Origin of the sequence: Vibrio sp. 10N.237.312.B06, assembly GCF_041464685.1 — a bacterium.
GTDB classification, from domain to species: domain Bacteria; phylum Pseudomonadota; class Gammaproteobacteria; order Enterobacterales; family Vibrionaceae; genus Vibrio; species Vibrio tasmaniensis_A.
This window is the reverse complement of the sequence record NZ_JBFSPI010000045.1, coordinates 25,074-39,435: the sequence shown is the minus strand read 5'-3', so window position 1 is coordinate 39,435 and position 14,362 is coordinate 25,074. Positions and strand designations below refer to the sequence as shown.

The following is a 14,362-nucleotide window of genomic DNA, read 5'->3' as shown; positions in this document are numbered from 1 at the left end:
TTAGTAAGACTCGCTACACTGTGCGATCTAAACACCTTAAATGATAGGTGTTGGCCTTGAGGCAGCTTTTTAAATGGCAATGAGTCTAAATCCCAGAACCATATTGCTCTCCATCGTCTTCATGGAGACCACATTCTCGTTTTAGACCATTGAAACGGGTTTCTTCTTCAGTCATACCCGGTTCCCATTTCTTAGTCGTATGAGTATCTCCAACAGAAAGGTACCCCTGCTCGCGAAGTGGGTGGTAACTGAGACCATGCTCTTCTAAGTAATAATGAACATCTTTATTTGTCCAATCAATTACTGGCAAGAACTTAAACACACCATTTTGGATAGATAAGATAGGCAAGTTTGCGCGCGATTGAGATTGCTCTCTTCGCAACCCTGAAAACCAAGTGCCAGCCTCTAGTTCATCCAGCGCTCTTCTCATCGGTTCAACTTTATTAAGCTTGTTGTACTTCTCTATCCCTTCTATACCTTGATCCCAAAGTTTGCCATATTGCGCTTCTTGCCAATTAGAGCTCTGTTGTGCGCGAAAGACTTGAAGGTTTAGAGTCAACTTCTGACTTAACTCATCTATAAAGCGATACGTTTCTGGGAATAGGTACCCGGTGTCTGTCAGAATAACTGGAATATCGGATTTAGCTTGAGTCACTAAGTGCAGCATCAATGCTGCTTGGATTCCGAAACTAGAAGACACCACATGTGTTCCTTCTAAGTTTTCTAGAGCCCACTTCACTCTTTCTAATGCGGTTAGCTGTTCTAACTCAGCATTAATTTGTCCAAGACGAAGTATCTGCTCCGTCTTAGTCAATGCGAGTAGCTCTGCTAACTTCAATTTTGAAGCGACAGAATTATGCATGCAGATCCCTCTTTGAAATGATCACCTCTTCGATGATGCCAGCTCTGATTGTAAAATCACCGAACCCTTCATTATCCGTTCGTTCCGTAGCCCAACGCCCCACCAGCGAATCAATCTCTTCTAAAATCTGAGCTGACGTGATGTTCTCTTTATACATCTTAGGAATACGAGTTCCGGCTTTGTTGCCACCTAAGTGCATGTTGTAACGCCCTGGAGCCTTGCCGACTAAACCAAGTTCAGCCAACATTGCACGACCACAGCCGTTTGGACAGCCTGTAATGCGAAGGATGATGTTATCTTCTTCTGGTAATCCGTGTTTCTTCAGAATGTCTTCAACATCCGTTACAAACTCAGGAAGAAAACGTTCGGCTTCTGCCATTGCTAACGGACATGTTGGGAATGCCACACACGCCATTGAGTTCTTGCGCTGTTCTGAAACGGCATCATCCATTAGACCGTATTGACGTGCCAGCTTTTCAATTTGTGCCTTTTGGCTCTTAGGTACACCTGCAACAATGAGATTTTGGTTCGCTGTCATGCGGAAATCACCTTTGTGGATCTTCGCTATTTCAGCAACACCTGTTTTCAGCGCTTTACCCGGAAAATCAAGTAAACGACCATTTTCGATGAATAACGCTAAGTGGTGCTTACCATCAATACCTTCCGCCCAACCGATACGGTCGCCACGGCCAGTAAACTCATAAGGACGACTTTCAGCAAACTCAACGCCTGCACGTTTTTCTACTTCTGCTTTGAATACATCAATACCAACACGGTCTAGTGTGTATTTGGTTTTAGCATTCTTACGGTTCGAACGGTTACCCCAGTCACGTTGTGTCGTCACAACAGCTGCCGCTACATCTAACGTTTTTTCTAATGGAACAAAACCAAAGTCGTCAGCTTTACGTGCATAAGTAGAAGTATCGCCGTGCGTCATTGCAAGACCACCGCCCACTAATACGTTAAAACCCACCAGCTTTCCGTCTTTAGCAATCGCGATAAAGTTAAGATCGTTAGCATGAACATCTACGTCATTTTGCGGAGGAATTACAACCGTCGTCTTGAACTTACGTGGTAAGTAGTTACTACCTAAGATAGGTTCTTCATCTGTTGTTGCGAGCTTTTCACCATCTAACCAGATCTCAGCATAAGCACGAGTTTTAGGTAATAGGTGTTCACTGATCTTTTTCGCCCACTCATAAGCTTCTTGGTGCAGCTCGGACTCAACCGGGTTTGTGGTACACAAAACATTTCGGTTTACGTCACCCGCAGTAGCGATTGAATCAATACCAATACTGTTTAGTGTTTGGTGCATTAACTTAATGTTCGGCTTCAACACACCATGGAACTGGAAAGTTTGACGAGTTGTAAGACGGATAGAACCATAAGAGGTGCTTTCATCTGCGAATTTATCAATCGCTAACCACTGCTTAGGAGTGATGATGCCGCCTGGCATACGCGCACGAAGCATTACGTTATGTAAAGGTTCTAGCTTTTGCTTAGTACGTTCATTACGAATATCACGGTCGTCTTGTTGGTACATACCGTGGAAGCGGATCAACTGAAAGTTATCAGCAGTAAAACCACCAGTGATACGGTCTTGAAGATCTTGTTCAATCGTGCCGCGAAGATTTTTACTTTCACGCTTCAGACGTTCATTGTCAGCCAAAGGTCCCAGTACTTGACCTAGCACTTCTTGCTCTATTACTTGCTTGCTCATTAGTACACATCCCTTTGGTAACGTTTCGCTTTGCGTAAATCATTAATATATTGTTCAGCTTGTTCGCGGCTCTGGTTGCCATGTTTTTCCGCTATCGTAACTAACGCTTCATGGACATCTTTTGCCATTCGAGTTGCATCGCCACATACATAGAGGTACGCGCCCTCTTGAAGCCACTGCCAAACCTGCTCTGCCTGCTCAATTAATCGGTCTTGAACATAAACCTTTTCTTTTTGATCACGACTAAACGCAACATCAAGCTTGGTTAATGCACCAGATTTTAGATACCTCTGCCATTCAACTTGATATAAGAAATCTTGAGTAAAGGTACGGTCACCAAAGAACAACCAGCTTTTACCTTCAGCGTCATTATTTTCACGCTCTTGAACAAAACTACGGAAAGGTGCGATACCTGTACCCGGGCCAACCATGATGATTGGTGTGTTGTCGTCTTGCGGCAGTTTGAAGTTATTGTTGTTCTCTACAAACACCTTAACTTCACCACCTTCTTCAAGGCGTTGAGCTAAGAAACTTGAAGCTCCACCCAGACGAGATTCATCGCCCTTTTGGTATTCAACAAGACCAACCGTCAAGTGAACTTCTTCATCTACTTCTGCTTGGCTTGACGCAATAGAGTAGAGACGTGGCGTCAGCTTACGCAGTAAACCAATCAATTCATCAGCCGATAGCTTAGTTTTCTTCTCAGCTAAAACATCGACAACTTGAGTATTACCCGCGTATTCACGAAGCTTGTCTTTATCTTCCACCAGCTTGATTAACTTCTTGCTGCCCGAAAGCTCAGCAAACTTAGTCACAAGCTGAGGGTTTGAAGAGGTAATCTCAAATTTGCTGACAAGTGCGCTATGCACAGACAAGTTGTCACCATCGACATCGACACTTTCGATACCAGACAACCCAACTTTAGAAAGAATCTGATTTGCGAGTTCTGAACTGTTTTCAAACCATACACCTAGCGCATCACCCGGTTGGTAAGTAATACCCGACTCATCAAGATCAATCTCGATATGACGAACATCTTTGCCCGAATCACGACCGGTGATCTTTTGGCTCGTTAATAGTGTCGCTGTGTATGGATTTTGTTTGGTGTATTGCGAATGACCGGCAGCCGCTTGACCGACGGGTAACTGAACTACATCGGCTTCAGTGCCTGTCGATAGCGTCTCTTTTACTTGCTCTAATGCTTTAGCGCGCCACTGCGTTGCTGGCTCTTCGTAATCAACATCACAATCAAGACGGTCGACAAACGATTTAGCACCAAGCTTAGTGAGGAAATTATCGAAGTCTTTAGCCGTTTGGCAGAAGAACTCATAGCTTGAGTCACCTAAACCGATCACACCGTATTGTAGGTTTGATAATTTTGGCGCTTTCTTCGATTGAAGGAATTCATGCAACTCAATAGCGTTATCAGGGGCTTCGCCCTCACCATTGGTTGAAGCTACAAAAATGACGTGTGTCTCTTTGGCTAAGTTCTTACCTTTATAATCACTTGCATCGAAAAGCTCGACAGCAATCCCTAAGGCTTTCGCTTCTGCCTCAAGCGATTCGGCGACACCTTTCGCATTACCGGTTTGGGATGCGAAGATAATGCTGAGCTTACCCGCAGGTTTTGCGGCTACTGCAGCGGCTGCTTGAGCGATTGGCGCGGCGGCACCCACAGGTTGAGTTTGGCTCACACCCCAAAGGTAACCACTGACCCATGCCAGTTGTTGAGAAGATAATTCAGAAACAGTTTGCTGAAGATGACCCAATTGTTGGTCATTAAGTGGTGCTGCTAGCCCAGGTAACTCATTAGCCCCAGACTGTGCATTATTATTTTGTGAAGACTCTTTCTTATTTAAAGACATGGTCACGACATCCCTAATCATTGCGTGACGATAGATTAACCACTCCTTTTAATAACAAGAAAGAATAGAAAAGTATGTTTTATAACTTTTTGGAAGTAAAAACCGATTGAAACGTCAATTGAGTTACTGGTTTTCAATACGAACTTGTTGAAAGCCAACCGCCATTGCCGACTTAGATGCTAGGTCTAAATCCGCGTAATGACACTCTTCACCATGAACATCAGTAAGCAAAACAAAGCCACCGCCCATATGGCGAAACTCCACAACCCAAGACCCCTCTTGAATTGAGGGCTCTATGATCGCTTCAACCAACAGATTTTCTCGATATAAATTTCGTAATTCATTGAGTGTCATATTCCATCCCTTGCTTTGACCTCACAACATAGACCTTATAAGAATAGACGCTAATTAGCTCTCTGTATTAAGGATGGTAGAAAGTGATGAATGTGCTAACTAATTCCAGAAAAGTATATACCCAAGTAACTTCAAGATGCTTGGGTATAACCAATAGATATAAAAAAACGCCACTTAATAAAGTGACGTTCTTAAATTTCGTTCTAGATTCGTTTTAATTACCTAAAAGCGTACTTCTACGCCAGCAAACCAACCATCAACCATAACAAACGATTTAGGTGGCCCTGGCTTTGGGTCATCTAACGGATCAGGTTCTTTGTCCGTCTCAAGAGGTTTATTCAGCTCTGAAGAGAAGAATTTGTCCGAATCAAGGTCAATCACACGATAGCCACCACGAAGTGCTATTTCAGTATCTGCCACTGGAATACGGTACTGAACACCCGCCATCAAATCGGTACTCTTAATACCGTTGTTATCACCAAATTCCATCGTACCAATGATATCAAGGTGAGTATTAGGGACATTGATTTCTGCGTTACCGTAGAAGCTCCAAGTAAACTCATCAAAACTTGTCGTTTTCGAACTGTACGGATCTTTGTAATGTGAGTTCGCATACTGAGTAAATGTCACACCCGCATCGAAGTTCATCAACTTGTGATCCAACATTGTGTAGTAGAACGTGTAGTCATACTTATCAAACGCTAACAATGTTGTCTCAACAGTAGAGTAGCGGAAACTCGCATTTGGCAGCTTAGGGGCATTATGCTCAAATGCGAAATACAACGAAGGTGAGTTTGAGTCACTCGACCTAGCTTCGTTCAGCTTTGTACTTCCCCACCACATATCAGCACCGATCTTAGTCGTGTAAGAAAACTCTTCTTCAGCGGACACTGCCGAACTTAAAGAAAGCATTCCCACTAAAGCAATTAATGGCATTTTATTCATTTGAGATAGCTCCAATTCCATATCGTTGTGCTAATTGTATGCACATTCATAGATTATTGGGGAAAATTCTACCACACATCTTAAATTCTAAAACGATAAACCGCTGACGAGTAAAGATTTGACGACACGATGACCTTAATAACGTCTTTGGTTAGAGCTGTGTACATAGTTTTTGAAAAACCACACACCCACTGCAATCACGATCAGCCAAGGCAGCAGTTTAAACACAACGCCCATCATACCCAAGACCAGCATGACCGCTAACGCGACTCCGGTTGCCGCTAGTACCGTCATAAACGTAATACCAGTAACGAGTAAAGTTGCGACGAAAATAAGAACAAAGATTAATTCAAACATAATGGTCTCCCTAATGAGTTCATGACCTATCTTTCCTACTTTCTAACATTGCAGCTTCCATACCAAGTTAGCTACAACCATAAACTCCTTACTTATCAGGCAAATAAAAAGCCACGCATCTTCATGCGTGGCTTTTCGGAAACTCACAATGGTAAATTTAGCCTCTAATGGCGAATTTAGCCTTGTTCTTTAAACCTTAAGCTTCTAACTTTTAATTCTTAGCTTTTGGCTTTTGCTTTAACCTTGAGGGTATCTATACGTTTAGCTCTTTAGGGATCTTAGCCAATGCCGTCTGAATCACCTCAATGCCCGCACCTTTCTTATGTGCATTCTCACTGATGTAACGACGCCATTGTCTTGCACCCGGCATACTTTGGAACAAACCAAGCATATGACGAGAGATATGACCAAGGCTCGCTCCATTCGAAAGCTGACGCTCAATGTACGGGTACATCTCTTCAACCACTTGTGAACGCTTCTTGATTGGCGTATCTAAACCAAAGATCTGCTGATCAACTTCAGCCAAGATAAACGGGCTATGGTATGCCTCACGACCGATCATCACACCATCAAGGTGCTGCAAGTGCTCTTTAGTTTGTTCTAATGTAGTGATGCCACCATTTACCGCAATCACAAGATCTGAGAAGTCTTTCTTGATTTGGTACGCGCGATCGTAATCTAGCGGTGGGATCTCACGGTTCTCTTTCGGGCTAAGGCCACTCAACCACGCCTTACGCGCATGGATAGTAAATTGCTCACAACCACCCTTTTCAGAAACAGTAGAAACAAACTTAGTCAGAAACTCGTAAGAATCTTGGTCGTCGATACCAATACGCGTTTTCACCGTAATTGGAATATCCGTGACTTCTTTCATCGCTGACACACAATCTGCCACCAGCTCAGGCTCAGCCATTAGGCAAGCACCAAAGCGACCATTCTGAACTCGGTCTGAAGGACAACCTACATTGAGGTTCACTTCATCATAGCCACGCTCTCCAGCAAGCTTGGCACAAGCCGCCAAATCAACCGGGTTTGAACCACCAAGTTGAAGAGCTAATGGGTGTTCTTGCTCGTTATACTCTAGAAAGTCGCCCTTACCATGTAAGATCGCACCAGTTGTGACCATTTCCGTGTACAGAAGCGTCTGCTGAGAGAGCAAACGGTGAAAGTAACGACAGTGGCGGTCAGTCCAATCGAGCATGGGTGCAACGGATAAGCGGTTAGCCGCGTATTTACTGGTATTGTCAGGTTTCATAAAGCGTTACTCAAAATCTATACACTGCATTTATATACAGAAACTCGCTAGTTCTGCCGCAAACTCATCCACTCAGTACGCCTAAATCACGTATTGATGGGGTGGAACGAAGGCATCATTTAGCATTAAAAAAGAACACTTCAAAGCGGTGAATCACGCTTCACAGTGGACATTGTAGTCAAAAATAATTCGGCGATTATACACCGGGAATCGAAAACATTCAGGAACAAAGACGAACTTATTTTTCCCTACAACTCGCGAAGTGTTAGTGCAGGCTTTCAGCGAGTGAGAAACGAATTGGGTATTGAGGATTTGAGGTATCACGACTTACGAAGAGAGGGAGTGAGTAGGCTCTTTGAAAAGGGCTACTCAATTGAAGAAGTAGCGCAGGTTACAGGACATAGGAATTTAAATATCTTATGGCAGGTTTACACTCAGCTGTTTCCGCATAAATTACATACAAAATATCTAAAGTAAGGTTGATTTCACTTTGTTATCTTACGGTAAAATAACGTACAAATTAGTTGACTTTTTATCCTATGCAGACGAGAATCCATTTTGTACGGAGAGTGACCGTACAAAATTTTATTCATAAAATAGTTAACCAAATAAATAATATTCCATTTAGGTATATACATATAGTTGGAGTTTCCGCTGCGTGTTAAGGCGCAAGGAGTAAAAGATGAGTGCATTAAAAAAAGAGAGAGTTGAATTTCGCCTATCTGAAAGTGAAAAAAGCGCTTTAGAAGAAGCAGCGCTACTTTCAAATACTACAGTTAGTAAATTTGTATCAGAAACAACAGTAGCTCGAGCTCAAGAAGTTATTAGCGAGAGAAAAAGGTTACAAATACAAGCAAAGCAATGGGATTCTGTCATGGAAGCGTTAGAAAACCCTGCAGACCCTACAGAGCTGATGCAAGAAATTATCGGAATGTCATTGGAGGAAACTTGGACGGTAAAGATCAAAAATTAGAAGTCGAACGCTTTGATCCTGAAGCAACGTATGATTTTACGCAATTTGATTGTGGTGTGTGTTCGTTAAATGAATATTTAACGAAGAACTTAGCTAAAGAACACGAACGAAGGGTTTCAATCCCGCACCTATGTGTCACACAAGGCGAAGAAGGACAACCGAAAAGAGTTGTCGGTTATTTCACTTTAGCTAGCAGTTCGTTTGAAAAGAAACACATATCAAACAAAGAAAGACGTAAATTCCCCTATAGTTCAGTTCCTTGCGTACTGCTAAGTAAAATAGCAGTATGTAAGTCTGTTCAAGGGCAGGGTCTAGGCAAGTGGCTTCTTGGTCGAGCAATCCGTCAAGCATTCCTTTCCTCAAGAGATGTAGGTGTATACGCATTATTTCTTCATGCCAGAGAAGGGCGAGAAGAGTTCTATATAAAAGCGGGGATGATCCGCTCAAAAGAACAACCTAATATGTTTATCTACTCTTTGAAGCAATATGAGAACAGTTTGAAGAAAAAACTGCTAAATTCATAAGCTTAATTAACTTCTCAGATAAGCGACCTATAATAAGGTCGCTTTTTCATGCTTGTAATCATGTTGAAGTTCAAACTTTATTTTGTTCTTTCAAGCCGAATTAATCTCTCATCCATCTTTTCCATCATTAAGCGCAACCACTTAACATCCGTTTTGAGTGTAATACCTACATCCACCCCGCTAGACAAGGCACTAACAACGGCAACAATTATTGTTTGATACTCTGCCATTACTTGAACTCATTGCGTAGGATTTCCCATAGGCCAAATACTATTGGAGCACTTGCGCCAATAATGCCACCGAATTGAACACCGTCTGCCGATGCACTCGCGGTGATAAGTTCAGGGTGACCAGCTACCAAAGCAGCTCCTGCGCCAGATAACACTAAACCCTTTTTAGCCGATGACAGGCCAATGTCGATTGAGAACTTCTGCCTGATAAGCATGCTGTTGCATTTTATATTTTCAAACTCATTCACCAGATCTCTAATTCAGCTTGATTAATCAGTTATGCCTTGAGTCACACTGTCGTTTTGAGTTACCTTGTCTTATTCAAAGTCGTAGGTCACAATACGCTCTGTACCTGACTTTAATAAAATCAATGTCTCCTCAAACAAGGTTACCTAGCAATAGGGGCTGAATGGGGATGTTTGATTGAACGGTGAAAAATTTGGACCACACATTAATAGAGCAAGTTGAAGGGATATGCGTATCGCGAGGTGTTAGGCTAACACCCCAAAGAAAGCGAGTGTTTGAGCTTATCCTATCTAATAAAAAAGCCTCCAGTGCTTATGAATTATTAGAGCAATTGAAAGTCAGTGAACCGCAAGCCAAGCCTCCTACAGTTTATCGCGCTTTGGATTTTTTGTTAGAGCAAGGGTTCATTCACAGAGTTGAGTCAACGAATAGCTTTATATGCTGCTGCTCTTGCAATGCCAACACGCATTTTTCCCAATTACTGATCTGCGATAAATGTGGCACTGTGATAGAATTACAAGACGATGCGCTTGTCGCCCTACTCGCGAGTAACGCCGAGCAGCATGGATTCAAGTTGACCAACCATGTCATTGAATCACATGGCATTTGCCAAACTTGCTCCTCCGAAATGAAAGAATAAGATTATAGAAGAACATTATGCGCGCTGAATTTGTAAACCCGTTTTTAGCTTCTTTGATGAACGTACTAAAAACGATGGCATCTCTAGAATTAAAGCCTCAGAAACCAAGAGTGAAGAAAGATGAAATCGCTCGTGGTGATGTGTCCGGCCTAATTGGTATGGTTGGTACACAGTCTCGTGGTTCAATGTCGATCACCTTTGATGAAGGGCTTGCTCTAGAAATCATGGAAAACATGCTAGGTGAACGACCAAACGGTTTGAACGAAGAAGTGACCGACATGGTGGGTGAAATCACTAACATGGTAACCGGTGGCGCAAAGCGTATTCTTGCAGAAAGCGGCTTTGACTTCGATATGGCAACGCCAATCGTGGTTTCAGGTAAAGGCCATACTATTCGTCACAAGTGTGAAGGCGCAATCATCATCATGCCTTTCTCATCTCAGTGGGGTAATGCTTTCATCGAGATCTGTTTCGAATAGAGACAATCGAGTAAATAAAAAACGAAAGGCTGACGTACATACGTCAGCCTTTTTTATTGCCGTAAAGTCAACGGGCATAAAAAACGCCAACCGAAAGGTTGGCGTTTACAATTATTATTTGGTGTTACTTAAACAGTCTAAGCTTTCAGCGCTTTAAATGCGTTGATTAGACCGTTAGTAGAGCTGTCGTGAGACGTTACTTGTGCATCGTCTGCAAGCTCTGGAAGAATTTGGTTTGCTAGTTGCTTACCAAGTTCTACGCCCCATTGGTCGAAGCTGAAGATATTCCAGATAACGCCTTGAACGAAGATCTTGTGCTCGTACATCGCGATTAGGTTACCTAAAGAGCGAGGGTTGATTTGCTTAACAAGAATAGAGTTCGTTGGGCGGTTACCTTCAAATACTTTGAAAGGTACTAGCTCAGCAACTTCTTCAGCTGTTTTACCTGCCGCTAGGAATTCAGCTTCTACTGTCTCTTTTGTCTTACCGAAAGCTAGCGCTTCAGTTTGAGCAAAGAAGTTAGACATTAGCTTCTGGTGGTGATCAGATGCTGGGTTGTGGCTGATAGCCGGAGCAATGAAGTCTGATGGGATCAGCTTAGTGCCTTGATGAATCAGTTGGTAGAACGCGTGCTGACCGTTTGTACCCGGTTCACCCCAGATGATAGGGCCTGTTTGGTATTCTACTGGGTTACCTTCACGGTCAACGAATTTACCGTTAGATTCCATGTTACCTTGCTGGAAGTAAGCAGCAAAACGGTGCATGTATTGATCGTAAGGTAGGATTGCTTCTGACTCAGCGCCGTGGAAGTTGTTGTACCAAACACCAATTAACGCAAGGATCACTGGAATGTTGCTTTCAAATTCCGTTGAAGCAAAGTGGTTATCCATCTCGTGTGCGCCATCGAGTAGCTCAGCGAAGTTATCGAAGCCAATAGATAGTGAGATAGAAAGACCGATCGCTGACCATAGTGAGTAACGACCGCCTACCCAATCCCAGAATTCGAACATGTTGTCAGTATCAATACCAAACTCAGCAACTGAAGCCGCGTTTGTTGATAGTGCTGCGAAGTGCTTAGCAACGTGTGCTGAGTCGCCCGCTTCAGCCAAGAACCAATCACGCGCAGAGTGTGCGTTCGTCATTGTTTCTTGAGTGGTAAATGTCTTAGATGCCACTAGGAACAGTGTTGTTTCTGGGTTAAGAGGCTTAAGTGTCTCAACGATGTGAGTGCCGTCTACGTTAGAAACAAAGTGCATGTTTAGGCGAGTTTTGTATGGCGTAAGTGCTTCAGTTACCATGTATGGACCAAGGTCTGAACCGCCGATACCGATGTTGACTACATCAGTGATCTCTTTACCTGTGTAACCTTTCCACTCACCAGAAACGATACGGTGTGTGAACAGTTCCATTTTTGCTAGTACTGCGTTCACTGCAGGCATTACGTCTTTGCCATCAACCATTACTGGCTTGTCGCTACGGTTACGTAACGCAGTGTGAAGAACTGAACGACCTTCAGTCTTGTTGATTGCATCACCGCCGAACATTGCTTCGATTGCAGACTTAACTTCAGTCTCGTTCGCAAGAGCAAATAGGTGCTGCATAGTTTCAGCGTCGATAAGGTTCTTAGAGTAATCCACTAAGATGTCTGAACCGAAACGAGTAGAAAAGCTCTCGAAACGCTTTGCATCTTGAGCAAATAGCTCTTTCATATCCATATCTTGAGCAGACTCAAAATGTGCAGTTAGAGCTTTCCACGCTTGTGTTTGCGTTGGGTTGATATTTTTCAACATGGTATCTATCCCGATGTTACTGTAGGTTTTATTCTAGACGTCACCAAAGTGATGAATAGAACCCCCGATTAGGCGAAAGTTTATATTTTTCTATGATGACCAAATCGCATCACCACTGAAAGATTCTTTGTAATTTTTTTTCACGACGTATTATGCCGCATATGAAGAGCGGTACCTTGAGATAAATCAGAATTAGATTTCCTGATAGCAGAATCGGTACTGACTCTAGCGCTCACATCATTAAATGTGAGCGAAACCTGATAAATTCAAGTTCAAAAGATAGCGTTAAACCACTTTTTTTCCAAATACATTATAGAGGATGGCGTATGTGGATTCAGAAGACGATACACCTACACGCACAAAAACGTGGATTTCATCTCATCACTGATGAAATTGAACAACAGATATCCGATATCCATTCACTGCCTGTTGGTTTATTACATCTATTCATTCAGCATACTTCTGCTAGCCTTACGCTAAATGAGAACGCAGACCCTACTGTTCGCACCGATATGGAATCACACTTTAATAACTTTGTGCCCGAACGAGCCCCCTACTACAAGCACACCTACGAAGGTGATGATGATATGCCCGCTCACATTAAAGCATCGACACTTGGCACCAGTGTGACAATTCCGATTACCAATGGTCGTCTAGCATTAGGGACATGGCAGGGCATTTACTTAGGTGAACACCGAGATTGTGGTGGAAGCCGTACCGTTATTGCGACCATTCAAGGTGAGTAACGTTACGTCATCAACAGTGAAATACCGCTTAACAAACATAATGGTAGAAAACAAAAAAGGGTGACACAGTTATGTGTCACCCTTTAAAAATATAAGAGAGTCGAGTTGGTAAAGCCAGAATTAGAAAGGCTGGTTTATCATAACCCTAAAGGTCCCTTCATCACCGCCTCGCGCTAATTCAGCGCGTACAACAATGCCTTCGACCTGGAAACGAACTGCGCCGCCTAGGCTCCATTTCATGTCTGTGTGCAGTGTTTTGATATCGTACTCATCAGCAACACGGCCGACTTCAGCAAACGCCACCCACTGCCACCAAGGTAAATCGTAGTAGTTAATCAGTGGGATATCGCCCAGTGGTTGCCAATCAGGAAGCACTCGATATTCCGCAGAGTAGTGAATAGCAGAACGACCGTGGTAACGGCCTCCGGTATAACCTCTTAAGCGATATAAGCCACCGAGTCGAGCTTGTTCTGTTTCGGGTGGACGAGCACAATCTTGCCCTGAACAGTTGCCCCACGTAGGTGTGTCAGCGGTATAGACATCAAATGCCACGACTTGTTGATCGAACAAGTTCCCCAAAGGACCCAATGCAAAATACTGACTGTTTTGGAATGTCCACTTCAGCCATAAGTCATCGTTAGACCAACTTTCAGCGCCGGTAGTAAACTCAAGATTGGTATGAGCCCCCTTGGTTGGGTTGCGTGTGCTATCACGGTTGTCCCAATCAAACGCCAAACTAAAACCTGTCGCTTGTTCACTATTGTTTAAGCCTTCTAGCTCACGAGCCGTATAGAAAGGCGTAAAGACAATCGAACTGACACCAGACTCTAATGGGGAAGCAAAGCTCACATCTTTGATGGGTTGGAAAGCCCCTAACAAGCCATGCTCTGCAACATTGCCCCAAGGCAGCAGATACTTAAACTCAACCTGATAGTTTTCTTCTAAGCCGTCGGCAATGGTTTTATCATCAATGGATGAATCGTTATCGCCTTGAGAGCCAATGTAATACGGGTTTTCGTTAAAGCGAGCTTGGTACATCTGAGTACTGAACAATACGTTCTCAGACAGTGCGAAGTTAAAGGCTGATAAGAAACCGACGTAGCTGTCTTTATCTGAATAAAGCGCCATGCCAAACAGAGCTGCTTGAGGCTGCCAAACACCCTTTGCGACACCAGCAACCCCGAAGGTATTACCCATGGTTTCAGTACTAAAATAGAAAGGAACAAAGGCTGAATCTTTTTCTTCACTCACAGCGGGAGAAGACAAGCTGACACTGGTTAATGCCATTGCAGACATTAACCAGTGTCGAGTCGTTCGTATGAACATCATTTACTTATAGGATCCATAGTTACTTCACATTTAGTTACTTCGTATTA

At 43.2% G+C, this 14,362-nt stretch carries 17 protein-coding genes; 6 read left to right on the top strand and 11 right to left on the bottom strand.

All coding sequences use genetic code 11. The features are described from left to right. Positions 1-85: 85 nt before the first annotated feature. The 7 genes from AB6C75_RS13515 to dusA all read right to left on the bottom strand — a co-directional run bounded on the left by AB6C75_RS13515 (position 86) and on the right by dusA (position 7,358). The gene (locus AB6C75_RS13515; RefSeq protein WP_012603122.1) at positions 86-862 is read right to left on the bottom strand and encodes a phosphoadenylyl-sulfate reductase; all 777 of its coding nucleotides are present in this window, start codon (positions 860-862) and stop codon (positions 86-88) included. Then, positions 855-2,582, bottom strand: a complete 1,728-nt coding sequence (cysI, locus tag AB6C75_RS13510; protein ID WP_371710734.1) for an assimilatory sulfite reductase (NADPH) hemoprotein subunit — start codon at positions 2,580-2,582, stop codon at positions 855-857. The genes AB6C75_RS13515 and cysI overlap by 8 nt, the downstream gene beginning before the upstream one ends. Beyond that, positions 2,582-4,447 carry an assimilatory sulfite reductase (NADPH) flavoprotein subunit gene (locus tag AB6C75_RS13505; RefSeq protein ID WP_372107982.1) on the bottom strand — a complete coding sequence of 622 codons (1,866 nt, stop codon included), beginning with the start codon at positions 4,445-4,447 and terminating at the stop codon, positions 2,582-2,584. The genes cysI and AB6C75_RS13505 overlap by 1 nt, the downstream gene beginning before the upstream one ends. Before the next feature lie 123 nt (positions 4,448-4,570). Beyond that, a complete protein-coding gene (locus tag AB6C75_RS13500; RefSeq protein ID WP_004735813.1) occupies positions 4,571-4,801 on the bottom strand; it encodes a hypothetical protein in 231 nt (76 codons plus the stop codon). Between the two features lie 222 nt (positions 4,802-5,023). After that, complete coding sequence (locus AB6C75_RS13495; RefSeq protein WP_372107981.1) at positions 5,024-5,746, bottom strand: TIGR04219 family outer membrane beta-barrel protein; 723 nt, start codon at positions 5,744-5,746, stop codon at positions 5,024-5,026. A gap of 135 nt (positions 5,747-5,881) precedes the next feature. Beyond that, positions 5,882-6,103 (bottom strand): envelope stress response protein PspG, encoded by a 222-nt coding sequence (gene pspG, locus AB6C75_RS13490; RefSeq protein WP_372049097.1) that lies wholly within the window; start codon positions 6,101-6,103, stop codon positions 5,882-5,884. Between the two features lie 253 nt (positions 6,104-6,356). After that, the gene (gene dusA / locus AB6C75_RS13485; protein ID WP_009847903.1) at positions 6,357-7,358 is read right to left on the bottom strand and encodes a tRNA dihydrouridine(20/20a) synthase DusA; all 1,002 of its coding nucleotides are present in this window, start codon (positions 7,356-7,358) and stop codon (positions 6,357-6,359) included. A 165-nt stretch (positions 7,359-7,523) separates the two neighbouring features. On the opposite strand from dusA, the gene AB6C75_RS13480 reads away from it, so the two are divergent. The 3 genes from AB6C75_RS13480 (at position 7,524) to AB6C75_RS13470 (ending at position 8,855) form a co-directional block, all read left to right on the top strand. Then, entirely contained in the window at positions 7,524-7,835 is a 312-nt protein-coding gene (locus tag AB6C75_RS13480; protein WP_372107980.1) for a tyrosine-type recombinase/integrase, read from the top strand. A gap of 205 nt (positions 7,836-8,040) precedes the next feature. Then, the gene (locus tag AB6C75_RS13475) at positions 8,041-8,331 is read left to right on the top strand and encodes a DUF1778 domain-containing protein (protein ID WP_086050176.1); all 291 of its coding nucleotides are present in this window, start codon (positions 8,041-8,043) and stop codon (positions 8,329-8,331) included. After that, on the top strand, positions 8,307-8,855 hold the full coding sequence (locus AB6C75_RS13470) for a GNAT family N-acetyltransferase (protein WP_372049100.1): 549 nt from the start codon (positions 8,307-8,309) through the stop codon (positions 8,853-8,855). Before AB6C75_RS13475 ends, AB6C75_RS13470 begins: the two co-directional genes overlap by 25 nt. A gap of 77 nt (positions 8,856-8,932) precedes the next feature. Here AB6C75_RS13470 and AB6C75_RS13465 read toward each other — a convergent pair whose 3' ends face one another. Continuing rightward, complete coding sequence (locus AB6C75_RS13465) at positions 8,933-9,085, bottom strand: hypothetical protein (protein ID WP_372107979.1); 153 nt, start codon at positions 9,083-9,085, stop codon at positions 8,933-8,935. Beyond that, complete coding sequence (locus AB6C75_RS13460) at positions 9,085-9,264, bottom strand: hypothetical protein (protein ID WP_372107984.1); 180 nt, start codon at positions 9,262-9,264, stop codon at positions 9,085-9,087. The genes AB6C75_RS13465 and AB6C75_RS13460 overlap by 1 nt, the downstream gene beginning before the upstream one ends. Before the next feature lie 251 nt (positions 9,265-9,515). Between AB6C75_RS13460 and zur the strand changes: the two genes are divergently transcribed. Next, positions 9,516-9,971, top strand: a complete 456-nt coding sequence (zur, locus tag AB6C75_RS13455) for a zinc uptake transcriptional repressor Zur (protein ID WP_012603115.1) — start codon at positions 9,516-9,518, stop codon at positions 9,969-9,971. Positions 9,972-9,988: 17 nt separating this feature from the next. Beyond that, positions 9,989-10,450, top strand: a complete 462-nt coding sequence (locus tag AB6C75_RS13450; protein WP_009847897.1) for a chemotaxis protein CheX — start codon at positions 9,989-9,991, stop codon at positions 10,448-10,450. A 137-nt stretch (positions 10,451-10,587) separates the two neighbouring features. Here the strand turns inward: AB6C75_RS13450 and pgi are convergent, their stop codons facing one another. After that, a complete protein-coding gene (gene pgi / locus AB6C75_RS13445) occupies positions 10,588-12,240 on the bottom strand; it encodes a glucose-6-phosphate isomerase (protein WP_009847896.1) in 1,653 nt (550 codons plus the stop codon). Positions 12,241-12,566: 326 nt separating this feature from the next. Here pgi and AB6C75_RS13440 point away from each other — a divergent pair, with 326 nt between their 5' ends. Next, positions 12,567-12,986, top strand: a complete 420-nt coding sequence (locus AB6C75_RS13440) for a secondary thiamine-phosphate synthase enzyme YjbQ (RefSeq protein ID WP_372107978.1) — start codon at positions 12,567-12,569, stop codon at positions 12,984-12,986. 120 nt (positions 12,987-13,106) lie between these two features. On the opposite strand, the gene AB6C75_RS13435 is transcribed toward AB6C75_RS13440, so the two are convergent. Then, entirely contained in the window at positions 13,107-14,312 is a 1,206-nt protein-coding gene (locus AB6C75_RS13435; protein WP_372107983.1) for a BamA/TamA family outer membrane protein, read from the bottom strand. Positions 14,313-14,362 lie beyond the last annotated feature (50 nt).

Excerpts from the sequence above, each read along its gene's own strand:
- AB6C75_RS13500 (WP_004735813.1), bottom strand. The coding sequence starts at position 4,801 with ATGACACTCAATGAATTACGAAATTTATATCGAGAAAATCTGTTGGTT.
- pgi (WP_009847896.1), bottom strand. The coding sequence starts at position 12,240 with ATGTTGAAAAATATCAACCCAACGCAAACACAAGCGTGGAAAGCTCTA.
- AB6C75_RS13440 (WP_372107978.1), top strand. The coding sequence starts at position 12,567 with ATGTGGATTCAGAAGACGATACACCTACACGCACAAAAACGTGGATTT.
- AB6C75_RS13515 (WP_012603122.1), bottom strand. The coding sequence starts at position 862 with ATGCATAATTCTGTCGCTTCAAAATTGAAGTTAGCAGAGCTACTCGCA.
- AB6C75_RS13505 (WP_372107982.1), bottom strand. The coding sequence starts at position 4,447 with ATGTCTTTAAATAAGAAAGAGTCTTCACAAAATAATAATGCACAGTCT.
- AB6C75_RS13495 (WP_372107981.1), bottom strand. The coding sequence starts at position 5,746 with ATGAATAAAATGCCATTAATTGCTTTAGTGGGAATGCTTTCTTTAAGT.
- AB6C75_RS13475 (WP_086050176.1), top strand. The coding sequence starts at position 8,041 with ATGAGTGCATTAAAAAAAGAGAGAGTTGAATTTCGCCTATCTGAAAGT.
- AB6C75_RS13435 (WP_372107983.1), bottom strand. The coding sequence starts at position 14,312 with ATGTTCATACGAACGACTCGACACTGGTTAATGTCTGCAATGGCATTA.
- dusA (WP_009847903.1), bottom strand. The coding sequence starts at position 7,358 with ATGAAACCTGACAATACCAGTAAATACGCGGCTAACCGCTTATCCGTT.
- AB6C75_RS13450 (WP_009847897.1), top strand. The coding sequence starts at position 9,989 with ATGCGCGCTGAATTTGTAAACCCGTTTTTAGCTTCTTTGATGAACGTA.
- cysI (WP_371710734.1), bottom strand. The coding sequence starts at position 2,582 with ATGAGCAAGCAAGTAATAGAGCAAGAAGTGCTAGGTCAAGTACTGGGA.
- pspG (WP_372049097.1), bottom strand. The coding sequence starts at position 6,103 with ATGTTTGAATTAATCTTTGTTCTTATTTTCGTCGCAACTTTACTCGTT.
- AB6C75_RS13465 (WP_372107979.1), bottom strand. The coding sequence starts at position 9,085 with ATGGCAGAGTATCAAACAATAATTGTTGCCGTTGTTAGTGCCTTGTCT.